16 protein-coding genes and 1 tRNA gene are annotated in these 15,013 nt (G+C 55.9%); 13 read left to right on the top strand and 4 right to left on the bottom strand.

Annotated elements, in window-relative coordinates; translation table 11 throughout:
* Positions 1–10: 10 nt before the first annotated feature.
* Positions 11–781: a VC0807 family protein gene (locus tag DDZ13_RS12055; RefSeq protein WP_110131709.1), complete on the bottom strand. Its 771-nt coding sequence runs from the start codon at positions 779–781 to the stop codon at positions 11–13.
* A gap of 25 nt (positions 782–806) precedes the next feature.
* On the opposite strand from DDZ13_RS12055, the gene DDZ13_RS12050 reads away from it, so the two are divergent.
* The 5 genes from DDZ13_RS12050 to DDZ13_RS12030 all read left to right on the top strand — a co-directional run bounded on the left by DDZ13_RS12050 (position 807) and on the right by DDZ13_RS12030 (position 4,640).
* Positions 807–1,472, top strand: a complete 666-nt coding sequence (locus DDZ13_RS12050; protein ID WP_158279910.1) for a phosphopantothenoylcysteine decarboxylase domain-containing protein — start codon at positions 807–809, stop codon at positions 1,470–1,472.
* A gap of 17 nt (positions 1,473–1,489) precedes the next feature.
* Positions 1,490–1,828 (top strand): four helix bundle protein, encoded by a 339-nt coding sequence (locus tag DDZ13_RS15950; RefSeq protein ID WP_110131707.1) that lies wholly within the window; start codon positions 1,490–1,492, stop codon positions 1,826–1,828.
* On the top strand, positions 1,825–3,003 hold the full coding sequence (locus DDZ13_RS12040) for a sensor histidine kinase (RefSeq protein WP_110131706.1): 1,179 nt from the start codon (positions 1,825–1,827) through the stop codon (positions 3,001–3,003). Before DDZ13_RS15950 ends, DDZ13_RS12040 begins: the two co-directional genes overlap by 4 nt.
* Before the next feature lie 107 nt (positions 3,004–3,110).
* A tRNA-Asp gene (locus tag DDZ13_RS12035) sits at positions 3,111–3,187 on the top strand.
* Positions 3,188–3,308: 121 nt separating this feature from the next.
* The gene (locus DDZ13_RS12030; protein ID WP_110131705.1) at positions 3,309–4,640 is read left to right on the top strand and encodes an alpha-L-fucosidase; all 1,332 of its coding nucleotides are present in this window, start codon (positions 3,309–3,311) and stop codon (positions 4,638–4,640) included.
* A gap of 191 nt (positions 4,641–4,831) precedes the next feature.
* On the opposite strand, the gene DDZ13_RS12025 is transcribed toward DDZ13_RS12030, so the two are convergent.
* Complete coding sequence (locus DDZ13_RS12025; RefSeq protein WP_110131704.1) at positions 4,832–5,998, bottom strand: alpha-L-fucosidase; 1,167 nt, start codon at positions 5,996–5,998, stop codon at positions 4,832–4,834.
* A 168-nt stretch (positions 5,999–6,166) separates the two neighbouring features.
* Between DDZ13_RS12025 and DDZ13_RS12020 the strand changes: the two genes are divergently transcribed.
* The 3 genes from DDZ13_RS12020 to ahcY all read left to right on the top strand — a co-directional run bounded on the left by DDZ13_RS12020 (position 6,167) and on the right by ahcY (position 9,223).
* The gene (locus tag DDZ13_RS12020) at positions 6,167–6,499 is read left to right on the top strand and encodes a helix-turn-helix transcriptional regulator (RefSeq protein ID WP_110131703.1); all 333 of its coding nucleotides are present in this window, start codon (positions 6,167–6,169) and stop codon (positions 6,497–6,499) included.
* Positions 6,500–6,573: 74 nt separating this feature from the next.
* A complete protein-coding gene (gene metK / locus DDZ13_RS12015; RefSeq protein ID WP_110131702.1) occupies positions 6,574–7,737 on the top strand; it encodes a methionine adenosyltransferase in 1,164 nt (387 codons plus the stop codon).
* Between the two features lie 40 nt (positions 7,738–7,777).
* Complete coding sequence (ahcY, locus tag DDZ13_RS12010) at positions 7,778–9,223, top strand: adenosylhomocysteinase (protein WP_110131701.1); 1,446 nt, start codon at positions 7,778–7,780, stop codon at positions 9,221–9,223.
* A 49-nt stretch (positions 9,224–9,272) separates the two neighbouring features.
* Here ahcY and DDZ13_RS12005 read toward each other — a convergent pair whose 3' ends face one another.
* Both DDZ13_RS12005 and DDZ13_RS12000 read right to left on the bottom strand, forming a co-directional pair.
* Entirely contained in the window at positions 9,273–10,145 is an 873-nt protein-coding gene (locus tag DDZ13_RS12005; RefSeq protein ID WP_199221117.1) for a fructosamine kinase family protein, read from the bottom strand.
* Between the two features lie 2 nt (positions 10,146–10,147).
* Positions 10,148–10,486, bottom strand: coding sequence for an FmdB family zinc ribbon protein (locus DDZ13_RS12000; protein ID WP_110131700.1), 339 nt, complete (start codon positions 10,484–10,486; stop codon positions 10,148–10,150).
* Positions 10,487–10,670: 184 nt separating this feature from the next.
* Here DDZ13_RS12000 and nuoB point away from each other — a divergent pair, with 184 nt between their 5' ends.
* From nuoB to nuoF, 5 genes are read left to right on the top strand one after another with little or no spacing between them, the layout of a single operon-like run.
* Complete coding sequence (gene nuoB, locus DDZ13_RS11995; RefSeq protein ID WP_110131699.1) at positions 10,671–11,228, top strand: NADH-quinone oxidoreductase subunit NuoB; 558 nt, start codon at positions 10,671–10,673, stop codon at positions 11,226–11,228.
* A 2-nt stretch (positions 11,229–11,230) separates the two neighbouring features.
* Positions 11,231–11,845 (top strand): NADH-quinone oxidoreductase subunit C, encoded by a 615-nt coding sequence (locus tag DDZ13_RS11990; protein ID WP_110131698.1) that lies wholly within the window; start codon positions 11,231–11,233, stop codon positions 11,843–11,845.
* Between the two features lie 4 nt (positions 11,846–11,849).
* Positions 11,850–13,091 carry an NADH dehydrogenase (quinone) subunit D gene (nuoD, locus tag DDZ13_RS11985; RefSeq protein WP_110131697.1) on the top strand — a complete coding sequence of 414 codons (1,242 nt, stop codon included), beginning with the start codon at positions 11,850–11,852 and terminating at the stop codon, positions 13,089–13,091.
* A gap of 25 nt (positions 13,092–13,116) precedes the next feature.
* Complete coding sequence (locus DDZ13_RS11980) at positions 13,117–13,614, top strand: NADH-quinone oxidoreductase subunit NuoE family protein (protein WP_110131696.1); 498 nt, start codon at positions 13,117–13,119, stop codon at positions 13,612–13,614.
* Positions 13,615–13,648: 34 nt separating this feature from the next.
* Positions 13,649–15,013, top strand: a complete 1,365-nt coding sequence (gene nuoF / locus DDZ13_RS11975) for an NADH-quinone oxidoreductase subunit NuoF (protein ID WP_110131695.1) — start codon at positions 13,649–13,651, stop codon at positions 15,011–15,013.

Below are 15,013 nucleotides of genomic sequence, written 5' to 3'. Positions count from 1 at the left end.
ACGCTGTCCCTCAGCTTTTTTTCACTTCCTTTGCTTCTGCCCCCTGCAGCACCTGTTCCAGCTCCAGTCCGGTCATGCGCTTGATCCCGCCGAGTAGTTTGTAGAGTGCTACGATCATGATCGCCATGCTCGGTACGGCGATGATGGGCCAGCTCCAGGCCATCATCTTGCTGACTTCGGCATTAAAGGCGTCGGTGCCGCTGGGGCTGACCACAATCCAGCGGGCGAGAATGAAGTTAAGCACGGCGCTCAGCAAGAAGGAGCCGGCCAGCAGCCAGGTGCAAAAGGTGAGGAGCTTTTCAAATTCTGCTTCTGCATCGTGCTCGCGAAGTGCCTCATGCACGCGATCCACATGCATGATTTCCGGATTGAAGAGGAGAGTGCGTACCAGCGGGTAGGGAGTTTTCAGGGAGATCATGACTGCAAGTCCCAAAATCAAGGGGATGGCAGCTTCCTTCACGGCAAACCACTCAGTCGGAATGTTGAGTATGCCGATGCCGCCGGTCAGCAGAACACTGATCAGGCCGATGATGGAAAAAATGTTGTACTTCTTTCGTTTGAAATAGTCGTAGACGAAATATACGACGGGGAAGGCCAGTGCGATCAGCAGTACGCCAACGGCGACGTTTTCAAAGTAGGGCTCAAGTTGACCGCCGAACCATTCTTTCCCCTTGTTTAGAAGAAGGATGGGCAAGACGAGGTTAAACCCGAGATTGAGGAAGGTGTTTTCCTTTTTTACCGGTTCGGAATTTTGCTGCTTGCTGGGTTGCTGTTCAGGCATGAGATGGCCTAAGGTTCATCCGCTTATGTCGAACGCAAGCTCTATTCGCTGTCTTATCACCGCCGGGCCGACCCGCGAGTTTCTCGATCCGGTCCGCTTTATCAGTAATCCCTCCACCGGGAAGATGGGCTTTGCCCTGGCCGAGGCCGCCGTTGATGCCGGTTGGACCGTCGACCTGGTCTCAGGTCCGGTCGCTTTCGAGGAGCCGGACGGTGCCATTCTCTATCCCGTGGTCACGGCCGAGGAAATGTATCATCAGGTGGACGCGCTCTTTGACGCCTGTGATATCTTGATCATGACCGCGGCAGTGAGCGACTTTCGCCCCAAGGAACAGCTCTCGCAGAAAGCGAAGAAGGAGGTGGCTGATATGACGGTTGAGTTCGAACGGACGATTGATATTCTGAAAACCGTAACCGAAAGAAAAGCACATCAAACCGTGGTGGGCTTCGCTGCCGAGACTCATGATGTGGAGGCCTATGCCCGCAAGAAATTGGAGTCGAAGCGCCTCGACTGGATCGTGGCCAACGAAGTCGGGCAGGCTGGCGCCGGGTTTGCCGCGGATACCAATGAAGTGCTCCTGATTGGGGCAGACGGTTCGTTTAGAAAGATTGGCCCAACGACCAAAAGCGCTATCGCGATCGAATTGATACAGGTGCTGGGTGAGGCACGTGCAATTGTCTCTTACTCTTAATCCCCACAATCTCCCCTATGTCCCCCAAATTCGACCACGAGAAATTAAAAGTATATCAGAGATCACTCGGGAAATTTACAGCTCCGGATCGTTGTCGTTTCTTTGATATTGCGAGAGGGCCTGCCTTGGAGTGTGCTGCCGCACTCGACGTGCTACAGCGAAAGAGTTTAGCAACGGATGGACAGGTGCATGAAGGCAAGGAATGTTTGCTGGAGATTGTTTCTATGCTGGTTGGCCTGGTGAAAAATCGAATTCCTCGGACCGGGTTTATGAGGAGCAGGCCGCTTATGGTGGGAACTTGGATTAGGATTAAGATTAAGAGTTGGAGTAGGAACACAATTAAGAGTTTCGCATGAAAAACACCGGACTGGATAAAATTCTCGGGCGGCTGGAAGACCTGGACTCGGTCAATCTGGGGATTCTGGTGCAGCGCCTGGCGCGGGAGCGGAAGCTGCAGGAGACGGTTTTTAATACTATTCAGGACGGTATCCTCGTGATCGATTCCGACGGGATTGTTCAATACGCCAACGATGCCGGGCTTTCCATGATCGGCTTAAAGGAAAATGACATCGGTGTCACCCGTCTCTGGAAAATGGTGCCGGATCTGGCCAAGTCTTTGGAGAAACAGACAGGCCCGGGAAAGAAGTCGTCGCCGGTCTACTCGCGTGAGTTGGAGCTGAACTATCCGGAGCGGCGCATCGTCCGGCTCTACATGGTGCCGATCGACGCCCAGATCGGCCAAGATGACAGTGGCGGCTATGTCATCACCATTTCCGATGTAACGGAGGACAAAGTATCGATGGAAGAGCTGATCGAGAACGAGCGGACCTCATCGATCGTGCGGCTCGCAGCCGGAGTGGCGCATGAGCTGGGCAACCCGCTCAATTCCCTGACCATTCATTTGCAATTGATTGAGAGGAAGCTCAAAAAGCTGGCTCAGGATAAAGAGAGTGCTCAACTGGCGGAGTCCGTTCAGGTTTGCCAGGGGGAGGTCCAGCGCCTGGACGGAATTATTACCCACTTCCTCGAAGCGGTCCGTCCGCAAAAGCCCGAATTAAATGAACTCGAGCTAGTGCAACTCGTGGAAGAGGTCCTGCACGTTCAAGAGGCTGAGCTGAGTAATCGTGATATCGAGGTCAATATTGAGGTGAACGATGAGATCCCTTCGGTGCTGGGGGACCGTGGTCAAATCAAGCAGGTTTTCTTTAATCTGGTGAAGAATGCCATGGAGGCGATGCAGCCGGGTGGGCGCTTGAGTATTCTGGCGAAAAAGGACGATGACTTTGTATATCTGCAGTTCTCCGATACCGGGTCGGGGATCTCGGAGGAGGAACTTTCAAAAGTCTTTCAGGCTTATTACACAACCAAGTCCGAAGGGCATGGCCTGGGCATGATGATTGTGCAACGAATCATGCGCGAGCACGGCGGACAGATTACCATCGAATCGCGCAAAGATGTCGGCACCGCGATCACCCTGCAATTTCCACAGCCGCACCGCCGCGTGAAAATGCTCGAGGGCGGTAATTCCTAGCGTCCGTATGGTGTAAAATAAGGCGGTGGAGGCGGAGCAAAAAATGCTGAAAACACCGCTTGACATGCATTCGCCCAATTCTACTGTCTGCGTCTTTCCCAATTTCTGGGGTAGTAGCTCAGTTGGTTAGAGCGCCTGCCTGTCACGCAGGAGGCCGCGGGTTCAAGTCCCGTCTATCCCGCCATTTAACCCGTAGGTTTTTCAAGCCTGCGGGTTTTTTTGTGCCCTCGTATTTTGCTTAGCTATCAAAAAGAATGGTATTTGGAAGTAGACGCGATGACGGGTCTCTCTAATTTCTCTGCGTCATGAAGTATCTGCTGAGTAGTATTTGCCTGATTTTTGTTTTGTTTAACCTCCAGGCCAACCCGGGTCTCGATTTAAAAGATCGCAGTAACGATCCCGTGCGGGTCGAGCAATTCATGGATTGGGGCATGGGCATGTTCATCCACTGGGGATTGGATGCCGAGCTCGGCAGTGTCATCTCCCACAGTATGGTCGGGGCCTCGGAGGATTATCTGGAGCGCTACATCAACGAGTTGCCGAAGTATTTCGATCCTGATGACTACGATCCGGAGGAGTGGGTGCGCTTGGCCAAACTGGCCGGCTTCAAGTACATGGTGCTCACGACCAAGCATCACAGCGGCTTCTGCCTCTGGCCGACCAAGACAACCGATTTCTCGGTCGCGAATACGCCCTACAAGAAAGACATCGTCAAAGCCTACGTGAAGGCCTGCCGCAAGTATGACATGAAGGTGGGCTTCTACTTCTCGCCGGAGGACTTTTGGTTTCTGCATCAACAGGGGCATGTCATCCGGCGCAAAGGTGCTGATTATGTCGGTATCTCCAATAACCCTGAGCTGCTGGCCTACAACAAGCGTCAGGTAAAGGAGCTCTTTACCAAATACGGGCCCATCGATGTGGCCTTCCTCGACGCTTTCGACAATACTGCGATTCGCGATTACATCCATCAGCTCCAGCCCCAGTGCATCGTCACCCGCGGGGAAATGGAAACACCCGAACAGAACATCCCCAACCAGCCCCTGGCGGGCCCCTGGGAATCCTGTTTCACGCTTGGCTCCCAATGGCAGTTCAAGCCGACCAACGAAAATTACAAGTCCGGCGAGCAGTTGATCGAAATGCTCATCGATATCCGCGCCAAGGGCGGCAACCTTTTGATCAATATGGGGCCGGAGCCTTCGGGCCGGATCCCCTTTGAGCAGGAGCGGCGCTTCCGGGAGCTGGGCCTCTGGATGTTCGTCAACGGCGAGGCGATACACAATATTCGTCCCTGTCCGGTGATTGGTGAGGGCGAGCTTTACTTCACCCGTCCCAAAGACGAGCCCGATACGGTCTACATCATCATTCCCCAAGGGGAGGAGCGCTGGCGGCGGGGGCAGCGCCGTGAGTATACTCTCCAGTCACTCGCGCCCCACGGAGAGATGAAGATCTCCGTGCTCGGGCAGAATGATCAGGTGGTGGAGTACCGCCCGAACCTGAAGCCTGAGTCCCGCGTCGAAATGATTGAAGAAGGGCTCAGCATCTCGGTGGTCCGGGCTCAGCGCCTTTACAACAACTACGGCTGGCCCAACCCGGTGGTGGTGAAGCTTGAGGGCGTAAAGTTCCTCGAGAACGAATAGTGTTCTAAGATTACCAGGGCCGGAAAATTTGTCGTGAATTTCAACGCCGTAACGACTAGCCGGCTAGACGGGCTGGTCCTGTTTGAAGCTTAACGGAGTCAGGAAATTTCTTCCTGTCGTCTCCAATTCCTCCCGGATTCGTGTTTTCAGAAAGCGGACAGAGATGTCCGCACTCCTGCGGAGTGCCGCGGCTATCCGTCGATATCGGTCTTGTCTTTGGCGGGTTCTTTCAAGCTTACCCCGGGCACCTCGGTGATCGTCGGGATCCTTTTCGTGATGGGGTTCTTTTCCAATAGTGTCGCGGTTTCTCGAAGTATCTCCCATGCTTCGTCCTGGACGACGCCGTTTCCATCAGGGCCGACATTCAGGAGCAGGACGCCGCCTTTTTCATTTATATCCTTCAGCTTGTTATAAACCGTCTCCGGAGACTTCCAGTTGTCGTCGTTCTTTTTGTAGCCCCAGGACTTATTCATGGTGTAGCAACCTTCCCAATGTTTGGCGAAAGCTTTGTCGAAGTGCTTTTGTTCCTGGGTGACGTAGTCGAGTTCGAATTTGCCGCGCTTTGCGACCCGGTTATTGACGATAACGTCCGCATCCGCCTCACGGATCTGGTTGTAAAGGGAGATGCCGTCTTCGAGCGTCCACCAGTCCGCCCAGTCGCCGTCGAACCAGAGCACGACCGGATCGTACTTTTCGACCAGTTCAAGGACCTGATTACGCTGGTAATCGACATACTCCTGCTTGCGCTCGTCGACAATAACCGTCTTGCCGGACCAGCCTTCTTTACCGACTTCAAAGGGGCGTGCTTGGCTGGGGTGATGCCAGTCAATGATACTGTAGTAGAGTCCGAAGCGGATGCCGTATTTGGCGCAGGCATCCTTGAGCTCCTGTAGGATGTCGCGGTCACCGGTCGGCGTACTGGCGATGTCGTACTCGGTGTAAGCGCTGTCCCAAAGGCAAAATCCCTCGTGGTGTTTCGCCGTGATCACCAGGTAGGTCATGCCAGCGTCCCGGGCGTTGTTGACGATCAGATCCGCGTCGAATTGTTCCGGGTTAAATTGCAGGGCGATTTCGGCATACTCGTCGCGATCGATTTTCGCCCGGCCCTGAATCCATTCAGAATAACCTCCCGCCTCTTCGCCCTTCCAAATGCCTCCCAGTTGAGAGTATCCTCCCATGTGGATGAAAAGGCCGTACTGGGAATCGGCGAACCACTGCATCCGCTCGTTGTAGTCTTCCAGTGACTCTTTTTTGATCTCAAGTGTCTGACCAAGGATGGAGCTGATCCCGACAAGCGGATAAATCATGAAGCTGCGGCCGAGAAGCCGGGCGAGGGAGAGTGGGCGAATCTTGATCATGGGTGTGGGGATTTGGAAAAACGTGAACGAAGGGGCCTTGCGACGGCGGCCGGGTGCGGTTGTTTATTAGTAGAAGACTTTGCGGGTGCTTGCTCAAACGCAAATAACGATTCGTACGAACGAAATTTCGTGTTTTACGTTTCTATAAAATGCGGACAGCCTTTTGTCATGAGCAATGAGAATACGCCCAGCTGGAATTTTCTGACCAATCACTCCCACGTCTTGATTTGCCTGGCGCGCAATGCGGAACAGCCCCTGCGTGAAGTGGCCCTTTCAGTCGGTATCACCGAGCGCGCGGTACAGCGGATCGTCGCGGAGTTGGAAGAGGCGGGCTATTTGGAGCGCATGCGGGTGGGTCGCCAGAATTGCTATCTCATCCACACGGAAGGTCGCCTGAGGCATCCGCTGGAGGCGCACCGGACAATCGGCGCCCTTCTGGATGTGGTGGTGCCGCGACCCACCAAGCGGATTGATTTGGGCGGGCATGGCTCGGAAATATAAAACATATCAAATTATCCTGATATATTGATGAAAGGCTTGATTTTTGTGCGAGGCTGGCGATACTCCGCGCCTTCATGAGCAAAAATTTCATCTTTTCATCCGAGTCGGTCGGCGAAGGTCACCCCGACAAAGTATCCGATTATATTTCGGATAGTATCCTGGATGCCTGCCTCGAGCAGGATCCCAAGAGCCGCGTTGCCTGCGAAACGCTGGTCAAGAGCAACTGTGTGGTGTTGGCCGGTGAGATCACCACCGACGCGAAGCTTAATTACGAGGAGATCGTCCGCCAGGCAATTCGTGATATCGGCTACGTCCACGACGACGATGTGTTTCACGCCGACAAGGTATTTATTTCCAACATCCTGACGGCCCAGTCTTCGGACATCGCCCAAGGGGTGAATGCCGCTGCTGCGGAAGGCAAAGAGACGGAAGAGCAGGGGGCCGGCGACCAGGGTATCATGTTCGGCTATGCCTGTAAGCAAACCACAGAGCTGATGCCGGCACCGGTCATGTTCGCGCACCGCCTCCTCCGGGAAATGGCTCATCAGCGCAAGGAAATTAAAGTGCCCTGGTTGCGTCCGGACGTGAAGAGTCAGGTCGCGTTGGAATACATCGACGGCCAGCCGGTCAGCATCAAGAATGTCGTCATCTCGACCCAACATGCCGAGGATGTGACGCACTCCGAGATTCGCGAGTTCTGCATCGAGGAGGTCATCCGCAAGGTGCTGCCGGCGGAGCTGCTCAAGGATGAAACGGAATTTCTCATCAACCCGACCGGTAAGTTTGTTATCGGTGGCCCGCAGGGCGATGCTGGTCTGACCGGCCGGAAGATTATCGTCGATACTTATGGCGGCTGGGCCCGTCACGGTGGTGGCGCCTTCTCGGGCAAGGACCCTTCCAAGGTCGACCGCTCCGCCGCTTACTTCACCCGCTGGGTGGCCAAGAACATCGTCGCGGCCGGCCTGGCCGAGGCCTGTGAGCTGGAAGTGGCCTACGCCATCGGGCACCCGTACCCGACCAGTATCCACGTCGATACCTTCGGCACTGGAACGGTGGACGACGGTAAGATCGCCGCCGCCGCGCAGAAGGTATTCAGCTTCAAGCCGGCCGACATTGTCAGCCAGCTTGACCTGCTTCGGCCGATCTATCGCGAGTCCACCCACTACGGCCACTTCGCCAAGGAAGGCTTGCCCTGGGAATCGACCGCCAAGGCCGAGGAGCTCAAGGCGGAACTGTAAAGATTAAGACCAAGATTAAGAATAAGAGAAAGATTTAACCATGAGCACAGACACACTGACAGAAACCAAGACCGATTATAAGGTGAAGGATATCAACCTCGCCGACTTCGGTCAGAAAGAAATTGAGATCGCCCAGCACGAGATGCCGGGTTTGATGGCCACCCGCGAGAAGTATGCGGGCGAGCAGCCGCTAAAGGGTGTCCGTGTGATGGGCTCGTTGCACATGACGGTGCAAACCGCGGTGCTCATTGAGACGCTTCAGGCACTTGGTGCCGATGTGCGCTGGTGCTCCTGCAATATCTTTTCCACCCAGGACCATGCCGCGGCCTACGTCGCCAAGAATCTCGGGGTGCCGGTCTTCGCCTGGAAGGGCGAGACGCTGGAAGAATACTGGTGGTGCACGGAGCAGGCGCTGACCTGGCCCGACGGCTCTGGCCCACAGCTGATTGTTGACGACGGCGGTGACGCCACCCTCCTCATCCACAAGGGCTACGAGCTTGAGAATGGAAGCGACTGGGTGGAGAGCGAATCCGGGAGCATGGAGGAGCAGGTAATCAAATCACTTCTCAAAAAGATTCACGCCGAGAAACCGGATCACTGGCACAACGTGGTCAAAGAATGGAAGGGCGTTTCCGAGGAGACGACGACCGGTGTGCACCGACTCTACGAAATGCACAAAGCGGGCAAGTTGCTTGTGCCGGCGATCAACGTCAACGACTCGGTCACCAAGTCCAAGTTCGACAATCTTTACGGCTGCCGCGAGTCGCTCATCGACGGTATCAAGCGTGCGACTGACGTCATGATCTCCGGTAAGGTCGGGGTCGTCTGTGGTTACGGCGATGTCGGTAAGGGCTGTGCGGCCGCCCTCAAGGGCATGGGCGCCCAAGTCGTGGTCACCGAGGTCGATCCGATTTGTGCTCTGCAAGCGGCCATGGAAGGCTATCGTGTTCTCACGGTGGAAGACACGCTCGGCTGGGGCGATATCTATGTCACCACGACCGGGAATTACGGCATTATCACCGCGGACCATATGTCGAAGATGAAAGACCAGGCGATTGTCTGTAACATCGGTCACTTCGACAACGAGATCGAGGTCGATAAGCTCAACGACATGCCCGGTGTCGACGTGGATTCAATCAAGCCCGACAACGAGGGCGCGGTAGACAAATACACCTTCTCCGACGGGCGGAGCATCTACCTGCTCGCGAAAGGCCGGCTGGTCAACCTCGGTTGCGCGACCGGGCACCCGTCGTTCGTGATGTCGAACAGCTTCACCAATCAGGCACTGGCCCAGATCGAGCTCTGGAAGCAGGTCGAGAAATACACGCCGGGTGTTTACATCCTGCCCAAGCACATCGACGAGGAAGTCGCCCGCCTCCACCTCGAGAAGATCGGCTGCAAGCTGACCAAGCTGAGCAAGGAGCAGGCCGCCTACATCGGCGTCGAGCCCGGCGGACCCTACAAGTCGGATCACTACCGCTACTAACACCTGGCGGAACGGATTTCCAAAAGCGCGTCCTCCGGGGCGCGCTTTTTTATGTCAGCAACTGCCGGATCATACTCTCCGCCTGTCCGGCATAGCCCCCGCCGAAGAGATTGGCGTGATTGAGCACGTGGTAGAGGTTATAGAGGATTTTTCTCCTCTCGTAACCGGGAGGCAGCGGCCACTCTTCTTCATAGGCGCGGTAAAAGTCCGGAGAGAAGCCGCCAAAGAATTCGCTGAAGGCGAGGTCGGTCTCGCGGTCGCCATAATAGGTCGCCGGATCATAGATGACGGGGGAGCCATCCTCCAGGAAACCCGCATTGCCCGACCAGAGGTCGCCGTGGAGGAGGGAGGGGGCTGGACGATGGCCTTCAAGGAGCGAGTCGACGCGGTCGAGGAGTTGATCCGCGCGGGCATAGTGGTCGCCCTTTTGCCGTGCCAGCTCGAGTTGGGGACGCAGTCGCTGCTCTCGAAAGAAATCGGCCCATCGCTCGGTCCAGGGATTATATTGCGGGGTCGAGCCGATCACATTGTCACGGTGCCAGCCAAATCGATCGGCGGTCGTTCGATGGAGTTGGGCGAGCTTTTGGCCCATGGCCTGCCAGCTTCCGTCTTTCGGGGAACCCATGGGGAGCGCTTCGAGGACCAGGAAACTCCGTTTTGAGGCGGTACCGTGGGCGACCGGCCGGGGCACTGGGATAGTTAGGCTGGCGCCAATTTCCCCGAGAGCCTCGGATTCCGCTTCGAACATGAACAGTTTGTCGCTCGTGTTCAGTTTGACGAAATAGCTGTTTTCCCCGTCGCCGACGATCCAGGCTTCGTTGATGCAGCCGCCGCCCTGCGGGCGGGCCGATGAAACATGGAATTCTGTCCCGCGGGCCTCGGAAATGGCGTCGCCGAGCTTCTGCTTGAGTGCGGGGTCCACGGCTAAAGGATGCCCTTTTGCTGCATTTCCCGCAGCTTGTTGGCGTTGACTACATCGGGGGCCCGTTTGTCTTTACCGGCGGTCTTATGGTATTTCCCGCTTACTTTGTCTTTCTCGTAGCGGGTAAAGCCGTGTTTTTCGACGTTTTCGTTGGTCAGTTTGCTCTTTGTCGCGGCTTCAGTGTATTTTGTCGGCAGATTCGGGGCGACGAAAACCTTGCGCACAGGGTTTCCCGTCTGTGGATGCGTTTTGAGAGGCGCATCCGACATCCTTTGGATGACCTCAAAGCATTCCCCGTCGTCACCGTTGGGCAGAATTTCCTGATATAAATAAGTGGGCATAATCTATTAAGGCTAAATCCATTCTTTGATCCGACAGATTATTTGCTAACTTGGTTGATGCAATGCCGATCCTTCACAGGATATCCGTACGTTGCTTTTTTCCAATTGTAGCTTGCATGGGGAAAGGCGGCTCATAAGTTCTCGCCCCTTCGGTAAAATACCTGCAAACACATCAGACAAAAAGATGGACCAAAAAACAGTAGCTTATGACAGCAAAGTTGAAGGTGAAGTGATTGTCACCCAAGCAGATGCTGTCATCAACTGGATCCGCAAGAATTCAGTCTGGCCCATGCCCATGGGTCTAGCCTGCTGCGCGATCGAGCTGATGGCTGCCGGCGGTTCGCGTTTTGATATGGCCCGTTTCGGCATGGAGGTGATGCGCTTTTCGCCCCGTCAGGCCGATTGCATGATCGTTGCCGGGACCGTGACCTACAAGATGGCCGAAGTCGTGCGCCGTATCTATGAGCAGATGGCCGAGCCCAAGTGGGTCGTGGCCATGGGTGCCTGCGCCAGCACCGGCGGCATGTATCGCTCCTACGCCACCATGCAGGGGGTGGACCGAATCGTCCCTGTCGATGTCTATGTCAGTGGTTGCCCGCCGCGCCCTGAAGCCCTTCTCGATGCAATGATTAAACTGCAGGACAAGATTGGCCGCGAATCCGCGGTCAAAAACTTGACTGCCCGAAAGGCCAACGGAGCTACCCCAGCCCCGGAAATGGCCGGAGTTGGAAAGGACAGCTGAAAATGGCTGAGAGCGATTTGGCTCTATTGCAGGAGCGGTTTGACTATCTCACCGAGCGGGAGTCTGCCGACCACCTCGCGGTGAATTGCCCGGCCGACAAGCTGATCGAGTTCTGCACCGCACTGCGCGATGAGTTCGGCTATGACATGCTCATGGATGTGACCGCAGTGGACTGGGATGCACAAAGCCCCCGTTTCACCGGAATCTACCACTTTCTTTCGACGACGAAGCACGTTTACCTGCGGGTGGCCTCGGATTGTCCGGACGATATCAATCCGACCTTGCCATCGCTTTGCGATCTTTACGCCGCAGCCAACTGGCACGAGCGCGAGACCTTTGACTTGATGGGCATTCGCTACGAGGGGCACCCCAACTTGCGCCGCATTCTTATGTGGGACGAGTATCCTTACCACCCGCTGCGTAAAGAATTCCCGCTCGCCGGGATCGATGTGCCGCTTCCTGCGGCCGATGTGGCCGAGCAAACCAAGGCTTCCGTCATTCCCGCGCCCATGATGGGCGGCCCGTTCGTCTCTTCCGGCGACGGCCCGATGAGTCAGACCGAGCCCCGCGCCCGCGACGAGAGCTGGACGGAAAAGAAGGAGAAACCAACCGACTAATCTCATGGCCACGACGACTAAGGAATTTACCATCGCTGACGCCAGCAGCCGCGCTTCCGAGATCGAAGGAGATGTGCCCGGCGAAACCATGGCCATCAATGTCGGGCCGTCGCACCCCACCACACACGGTGTGCTCCGCCTCATGATGGAGCTTGACGGCGACGTGATCAAAAAGTGCGAACCTGTGCTCGGCTACCTGCACCGGGGCGACGAAAAAATCGCCGAGAACATGACTTACAACCAGTTCGTGCCCTACACGGACCGGCTGGATTACCTTGCTCCGCTGGCCAACAACGTGGCTTATGCCATGGCTGTCGAGAAGCTGGCCAACCTCGAAGTGCCGGAGCGCTGCGAAGCGATTCGTGTGCTTTGCTGCGAACTGGCCCGCATTTCATCCCACCTGCTCGGGATTGGGGTTTACGGGATGGATGCCGGTGCCTGGACGGTATTCATGTATACCTTTACCGAGCGTGAGAAGCTCTACACGCTTTTTGAGGAGTTGACCGGTGCCCGCTTCACCACCAGCTACACTCGCATTGGCGGCGTGGCCCGTGACATTCCGGAAGGTTGGCTCGGTCGCGTACTGGAGTTCTGTAACGGCGTACTTCCGGTCATCGACCAGGTGGATAAGTTGCTGACCCGTAACCGTATCTTCATGGATCGCACCGAAGGTGTCGGGGTGATCTCAAAGGAGGACGCGATCGCCTACGGTATTACCGGTCCAAACCTGCGCGCTTCAGGCGTCGATCTCGACCTGCGCAAGGACAAGCCCTATCTTGGCTACGATAAATATGATTTTGAAGTGCCGGTAGGCACAACCGGGGACTGCTACGACCGCTATTTGATGCGTGCCGAAGAAGTGCGCCAGAGCGTGTCCATTGTTCGTCAGGTGATCGATAAGTTCCCCGAGGGGCCGCACTATGCTGAGGAAGCGAAGAAGATCTTCGCACCACCCAAGGCCAAGATTCTCTCCAGCATGGAGGAACTGATCCAGAACTTCATGATTGTGACCGAAGGGCCGCAAATTCCGGCCGGTGAAGTTTATTTTGAAGCCGAAAATCCCAAGGGCGCGCTCGGCTTCTACATTGTATCCAAGGGTGGGGGCGTGCCTTATCGCCTGAAGATTCGCGGCCCGTCTTTCTGTAACCTCAGTATTCTCGATAAACTGATCCCCGGCCACTACCTGACCGATATCACCGTGATCCTTGGCTCGCTCGACTTTGTCATGGGGGAGTGCGACCGGTAAACGTGGAAAGCCGAAACTGACAGAGATGAATTTAAAACCCGAAACCACCGAGAAAATCGACAAGCTCGTGCCGCGCTATCCCACGAAGCGCAGCGCTGCGCTGCCGCTTTGTCACCTCGTGCAGGAGGATCAGGGTTATCTGTCGAACGAAGCGATTGAGTGGATCGCCCAGCGTCTGGAGCTTGAGCCGATTAACATTCAAGAGATTGTCACCTTCTACCCGATGCTTCGGACCGAGCCCACCGGGAAATACCACGTGCGGGTCTGCCGCACCTTGCCCTGTGCCCTGGCCGGTGCCTATCAGACCTGCCACCGGCTGGAAAAGGAGTTGAACGTCGAGGTGGGGCATACCAGCGAAGACGGCTTGGTGACGCTTGAGTATGTCGAGTGTCATGCCGACTGTGGCCGCGCGCCTGTCGTTATGGTGGGCGAAGAAGAATATACCGATATCGATCCCGACAAGGCCGGCGAGCTAGCCGCCAAGATGAAGTCCGGCGAGCTCTCCGACGGCATGCCCGATTAGTTATTATTCATTAGTTATCAGCAATTTTACCACCATGGCACACGAAGAAACACGGCTCATTATGAAGTATGCGGATGAGCCCGGCTATACCAACGATATCGATTGCTACCTGAAACACGGTGGCTACGAAGAGTTGAAGAAGGCCGTGACCATGAAGCCGGAAGACATTTGCGCGGAAGTGATGGATTCCGGTGTCCGTGGCCGTGGCGGTGCGGGCTTTCCGGCCGGGATGAAGTGGAAGTTTCTTGACCGCAAGTCCGGCAAGCCGATCTACCTGGTGTGCAACGCGGACGAGTCCGAGCCGGGTACCTTCAAGGATCGCCAGATTATTCACAAGGACCCCCACCAGTTGATCGAGGGTATGATGATCGCGGCCTATGCTATCCAGGCAAAGCTCGCTTTTATCTACATCCGCGGTGAATTCTTCCAAGGCTATCGCATTCTGGAGAAAGCGATCGAAGAGGCCCGCGAAAAGAACTTCCTCGGCGACAACATACTCGATTCCGGTTACTCCTGCGACATCATCGTGCATCGTGGTGCCGGCGCTTATATTTGTGGTGAGGAAACCGGCCTGATCGAATCACTCGAAGGCTTTCGTGCCAACCCGCGCATCAAACCGCCGTATTTCCCCGCTGCGCTGGGGCTTTACCAGTGTCCGACCATCGTCAACAACGTCGAGACGCTTTGCGACGTGAAGCATGTGGTCGCCATGGGCGGCAAGGAATTTGCCAAGATCGGCACGCCCGGGAATACCGGCACCCGGACCTGGTGTGTCTCCGGTCATGTGATGAAGCCCGGCTACTATGAGTTTGCCTGTGCGGACATTACGCTCGGTGAGTTGATCTACGATGTCTGCGGTGGACTCAAGCCCGGCCGCAAGTTGAAAGCCGTCATCCCCGGCGGATCCTCATCCAAGATCCTGCGTGCGGACGAGCGCTTTACCGGCAAGCTGAAGGACGGTACTGAATACGATTGGGGCATCGAAGATATCCCCATGGATTTTGACAGCCTGATGGCAGTCGGCTCCATGTCGGGCTCCGGCGGCGTGATCGTGATGGACGACAGCACCGACATGGTCGAGGCCCTGGCCAATATCAACTATTTCTATGCTCACGAGAGCTGCGGCCAGTGCACCCCCTGCCGCGAAGGTGTGCCCTGGATGCGCAAGATCACCCAACGTATGGTCGATGGCGAGGCCCGTGAAGAGGATGCCGACCTGTTGAATTCGATTGCCGACCAGATCGCCGGCCGCACGATCTGTGCCTTCGGCGAAGCAGCCTCCTGGCCGGTGCAAAGCTTTATTGCCAAATTCAAGGACGAGTTCGTAGAAAAGGCCCGTGAACAAGCCGCTCGCCGTAAAGAGGGCGAAAAAACGGCCAAGGAGACGACACTGATTTAA

Origin of the sequence: Coraliomargarita sinensis (assembly GCF_003185655.1) — a bacterium.
GTDB lineage: Bacteria > Verrucomicrobiota > Verrucomicrobiia > Opitutales > Coraliomargaritaceae > Coraliomargarita_B > Coraliomargarita_B sinensis.
The sequence above is the reverse complement of the archived record's forward strand: the minus strand, read 5'-3'. Positions and strand labels throughout refer to the sequence as shown.

Bases quoted from the DNA above. Each gene is read 5' to 3' on its own strand.
- DDZ13_RS12055 (WP_110131709.1), bottom strand. From the start codon at position 781: ATGCCTGAACAGCAACCCAGCAAGCAGCAAAATTCCGAACCGGTAAAA.
- DDZ13_RS12050 (WP_158279910.1), top strand. From the start codon at position 807: ATGTCGAACGCAAGCTCTATTCGCTGTCTTATCACCGCCGGGCCGACC.
- DDZ13_RS15950 (WP_110131707.1), top strand. From the start codon at position 1,490: ATGTCCCCCAAATTCGACCACGAGAAATTAAAAGTATATCAGAGATCA.
- DDZ13_RS12040 (WP_110131706.1), top strand. From the start codon at position 1,825: ATGAAAAACACCGGACTGGATAAAATTCTCGGGCGGCTGGAAGACCTG.
- DDZ13_RS12030 (WP_110131705.1), top strand. From the start codon at position 3,309: ATGAAGTATCTGCTGAGTAGTATTTGCCTGATTTTTGTTTTGTTTAAC.
- DDZ13_RS12025 (WP_110131704.1), bottom strand. From the start codon at position 5,998: ATGATCAAGATTCGCCCACTCTCCCTCGCCCGGCTTCTCGGCCGCAGC.
- DDZ13_RS12020 (WP_110131703.1), top strand. From the start codon at position 6,167: ATGAGCAATGAGAATACGCCCAGCTGGAATTTTCTGACCAATCACTCC.
- metK (WP_110131702.1), top strand. From the start codon at position 6,574: ATGAGCAAAAATTTCATCTTTTCATCCGAGTCGGTCGGCGAAGGTCAC.
- ahcY (WP_110131701.1), top strand. From the start codon at position 7,778: ATGAGCACAGACACACTGACAGAAACCAAGACCGATTATAAGGTGAAG.
- DDZ13_RS12000 (WP_110131700.1), bottom strand. From the start codon at position 10,486: ATGCCCACTTATTTATATCAGGAAATTCTGCCCAACGGTGACGACGGG.
- nuoB (WP_110131699.1), top strand. From the start codon at position 10,671: ATGGACCAAAAAACAGTAGCTTATGACAGCAAAGTTGAAGGTGAAGTG.
- DDZ13_RS11990 (WP_110131698.1), top strand. From the start codon at position 11,231: ATGGCTGAGAGCGATTTGGCTCTATTGCAGGAGCGGTTTGACTATCTC.
- nuoD (WP_110131697.1), top strand. From the start codon at position 11,850: ATGGCCACGACGACTAAGGAATTTACCATCGCTGACGCCAGCAGCCGC.
- DDZ13_RS11980 (WP_110131696.1), top strand. From the start codon at position 13,117: ATGAATTTAAAACCCGAAACCACCGAGAAAATCGACAAGCTCGTGCCG.
- nuoF (WP_110131695.1), top strand. From the start codon at position 13,649: ATGGCACACGAAGAAACACGGCTCATTATGAAGTATGCGGATGAGCCC.